The sequence below is a fragment of the Yinghuangia sp. YIM S09857 genome (assembly GCF_051388915.1).
Taxonomy (GTDB): Bacteria; Actinomycetota; Actinomycetes; order Streptomycetales; family Streptomycetaceae; genus Yinghuangia.
Genome location: NZ_JBPKBH010000001.1, coordinates 572,709 through 576,544, shown reverse-complemented (window position 1 = coordinate 576,544; position 3,836 = coordinate 572,709). Strand labels below are relative to the sequence as shown.

Here is a 3,836-nt window from a genome sequence, read left to right as displayed (position 1 = left end):
CCCCCCCCCAGGCCAGGTGCGCGGCGGCGTATAGCAGGGCCAGGTTCCCGGCGACGGCCAGCGGCTTGGCGACGCCCCAGGGCAGCAGGGCCAGCGGCGAGAAGGTGAGCGCGGCCCAGGGCGTGTAGGTGAAGGGGAGGCGGGCGGCTCCCACCGCGAGGCTGTAGAGGCCGTGCCCGCCGTCCAGGGCGGCAGCTCCGCCGGCCTGGTAGACGCGCAGGTCGCCAAGCCACCACATCTGGCCGGGACGGGTCGCGGCGAGCGTGAGGTACACGAGCAGGGACGCGCCCAGAAGCACCGCCGACGCGCGGGCGAGGCGGCGGGCGGCGGTGCTCCACAGGTCGTGCGTTCGGATGGGCCTTCGGGGGGACACGTCGGGCATGGGCCGAGCGTGTCAGCGCCCTTTGCCGACGCGTCCGCATTCGACCGGGCGCGTCAGGGTGATGACGGCCTTTCAGGTGAGTGCGGCGATTCGCGGCGCGCCGTTGGTCCGTTCGGAGTTCGGCTACGCGGTTCCCCGGCCGTCCGCCTCGCGCGCGGTCCGCTCGGCGCCGAGTCGGGCGTAAAAGCGGATGACCTCCATGTCGTCGACGGAGCCGGGGTTGACGGCCTCGTCGAGCGCGCGGCCCTGGAGGAGCTTCTTGACCGGGATCTCGATGCGCTTGCCGGTGAGCGTGTGCGGTACGCCCGGCGCCGCGATGATCTCGTCGGGCACGTGCCGCGGCGACACCTCGGTACGGATGACCTGCTTGATGCGCTCGCGCAGCGCGTCGTCCAGCTCGACGCCGGGGGCGGGCACCACGAACAGCGGCATCCAGTAGCCGCCGTCGGGTTGTTCGATGCCGATGACCAGCGACTCGGCCACCTCCGGAATGCGCTCGACGGCCTCGTAGATATCGGCCGACCCCATGCGCACCCCCTGCCGGTTGAGCGTCGAGTCGGAGCGGCCGTGCACGACGACGGTGCCGCGCGAGGTGACGGTGATCCAGTCGCCGTGCCGCCAGACGCCGGGGTAGGTGTCGAAGTAGCTGGCCTTGTAGCGCTCGTTGTCCGGGTCGTTCCAGAAGCGGGTGGGCATCGACGGCATGGGAGCGGTGATGACCAGTTCGCCGACCTCGTCGACGACCGAACGGCCTTGCTCGTCCCACGCGTCGACCGCACAGCCGAGCGAGCGGGCCTGGAGCTCGCCGAGGTGGACGGGGAGGGTGGGGACGCCGCCGATGAAGGCGCTGCACACGTCGGTGCCGCCGCTGACGGACGCGAGCCACACGTCCGGGACCGCGTCCTCGTAGACCCAGCGGAACCCGTCGGGGGGCAGCGGCGAGCCGGTGGTGCCGACGCAGCGCAGGCGAGACAGGTCGTGGTTGTCGCGGGGGCGAAGGCCGCGCTTGCGGCAGGCCATGACGTACGCGGCGGAGGTGCCATAGACGGTGGTGCCGGTGCGTTCCGCGACGGTCCACTGGGCGTCGGGGGCTGGATGGCCGGGGCTGCCGTCATAGAGCACGATCGCCGAGCCCACGAGGAGGCCGCCGGCCAGCAGGTTCCACATCATCCAGCCGGTCGAGGTGAACCAGAAGAAGCGGTCGCCGGGGCCGAGGTCCAGGTGCAGGGCGTTGTGCTTGAGGTGTTCGAGGAGGATGCCGCCGTGGCCCTGCACGATGGCCTTGGGCAGGCCGGTGGTGCCGGAGGAGTAGAGGATCCACAGCGGGAAGTCGAAGTCGACCGGCTCGAATTCGTCGGGGTGGTCGCCCGCGGTGAGGTCGTCCCACGCGAGCGCGCCGTCGGGGGCGGGGGTGCCGAGCAGCGGCACGTGCACGGTGTGGCGCAGCGTGGGCAGTTCGCGGACCAGCTCGGCGACCTCGTCGCGGCGGTCGATCTCCTTGCCGCCGTAGCGGTATCCGTCGACGGCGATGAGGAAGACCGGTTCGATCTGCTGGAGCCGGTCGAGGACGCTGCGGGCGCCGAAGTCGGGCGCGCAGGACGACCAGACCGCGCCGACGCTCGCGCAGGCCAGCAGCGCGACCACGGCCTCGGGGATGTTGGGCAGGTACGCCGCGACCCGGTCCCCCGGCCCGACGCCGAGCTCGCGCAGGTTGTACGCCAGCGCCGCGACGCGCCTGCGCAGCTCGCCCCAGGTGATCTCGCCGGGCTCCAGTCGCTCGTCGACGTGCACGATCGCGGTCTCGTCGGGGTGCGTCTCGGCGCGGCGGAGCGCGTGCCGGGCGTAATTGAGGCGCGCGCCGGGGAACCACTCGGCGCCGGGCATGTGGCTGTCGCCAAGGACGGCGCTGGGCGGGGCGCTGAAGGCGACGTCGAAGTACGCGCATACGGACGCCCAGAACGCCTCCGGCTCGGCCACCGACCAGGCCCAGAGGTCGGCGTACCCGGCGAACGGCCCGGTCCCGCGGTCCTCGGCGAGGCGCGCGGCGAAGTCGGTGACGCGGGCGGCGCGGACGCGCTCCTCGGAGGGGCGCCACAGGACCTCGGGCTCGCCGGGGGCTGCGGGCTGGGGCGCGTCGGACATGCGGGTACCTCCGGGCGTCACGGCCGCCGGCCGGGTTCTCGGTCCGGCGCGCCGGGATGGGGTCGGGATGGAGTCGGGCCGACCGGACGGCCGACCGCGCCCGAGAATGCCACCCGCGCGGCCGTCGCGCACCCCTTGCGCTACGCCCGGAAGGTTGACAGACGCGGTGCCGAGGCGGGATGTTACTTGCGGTAACACCGAGTTTTCCGCTGCACCCACGTTCTGCTGCACCCTCCGCTGCACCACTCCCGCGCACCACGGACGATCGAGGAGACCCGGCATGCCGGTTGCGTCTGGCGTCAAGGACCGCGAGCTGACCGCGGAGCGCCTGCTGGCCGCGTCCGCGAAGAACTCCTTCGACCCGCTGAAGGACATCGACTGGGACGCCCCGCTGCTCCCGGACACGTACTTCATCAACGAGAAGCGCTGCACCCTCTACGGCACCCGCACCTGGGCGCGCATGAGCCCGGCCCAGCGGGTCGACCTCACGCGGCACGAGGTCGCGAGCACCGCGAGCGTCGGGATCTGGTTCGAGGTGATCCTGATGCAACTGCTCATCCGGCACGCCTACGACCAGGACATGACGAGCCGTCACATCCAGTACGCCTTCACCGAGATCGCCGACGAGTGCCGCCACTCGACGATGTTCGGCCGCATGATCGAGAAGTTCGAGGCGCCCAACTACGGCCCCGGGCGCTACGCGCACGAGCTGGGCCGGGCCATGAAGACCATCGGCTTCGGCATCCAGACCTTCGCGGCGGCGCTGATCGCCGAGGAGATCCTCGACACCGCCCAGCGCGAGATGATGCAGGACGAGACGATCCAGCCGCTCGTCCGCGACGTCTCCCGCATCCACGTGATCGAGGAGGCCCGGCACGTCCGGTACGCGCGCGAGGAGGTCGTCCGGCGCTCGCCGCGCCTCAACCGCGCGGAGCTGGAGTTCAGCCGCCTGGTCATCGCCCGGGCCGCGCACGTCATCGCGCACCACCTGATCCACCCGAACGTCTACGCGGCGGTCGGCCTCGACCCGAGGCTCGCGCGGCGCGAGGCGCTGGCCAACCCGTACCGCGAGGAGACGATGCGGACATGGGGGCGCCGCCTGGTCGGGTTCTTCGAGGACAACAACCTCATGGGCGGCCCCGGCCTTCTCCTGTGGCGCCGCTCCGGCCTGGTGCCCCGCGACTACCGGCCTCCGATACGCCCCGCCGCCTGAAACGGCACCCTGAACCCGCCCTGAAGCGGCGTCCGAGCCCCCGGCCGGGCCATCCCCTCACCGAGCCCGGCCGGGCCCGCCGCCGCACCGAGGGGCGGC

The 3,836-nt window shown here is 72.4% G+C and carries 3 protein-coding genes; 1 reads left to right on the top strand and 2 read right to left on the bottom strand.

What is annotated here, in order from left to right:
* Positions 1-382 (bottom strand): glycosyltransferase 87 family protein (locus tag ACRX5S_RS02445; protein ID WP_436770991.1); only part of this gene is annotated, 382 nt, incomplete at its 3' end.
* A gap of 123 nt (positions 383-505) precedes the next feature.
* On the bottom strand, positions 506-2,524 hold the full coding sequence (locus tag ACRX5S_RS02440; protein WP_436770990.1) for an acetoacetate--CoA ligase: 2,019 nt from the start codon (positions 2,522-2,524) through the stop codon (positions 506-508).
* Between the two features lie 280 nt (positions 2,525-2,804).
* On the opposite strand from ACRX5S_RS02440, the gene ACRX5S_RS02435 reads away from it, so the two are divergent.
* On the top strand, positions 2,805-3,737 hold the full coding sequence (locus ACRX5S_RS02435) for an AurF N-oxygenase family protein (RefSeq protein ID WP_436770989.1): 933 nt from the start codon (positions 2,805-2,807) through the stop codon (positions 3,735-3,737).
* Positions 3,738-3,836 lie beyond the last annotated feature (99 nt).

Bases quoted from the DNA above. Each gene is read 5' to 3' on its own strand.
- ACRX5S_RS02440 (WP_436770990.1), bottom strand. From the start codon at position 2,524: ATGTCCGACGCGCCCCAGCCCGCAGCCCCCGGCGAGCCCGAGGTCCTG.
- ACRX5S_RS02435 (WP_436770989.1), top strand. From the start codon at position 2,805: ATGCCGGTTGCGTCTGGCGTCAAGGACCGCGAGCTGACCGCGGAGCGC.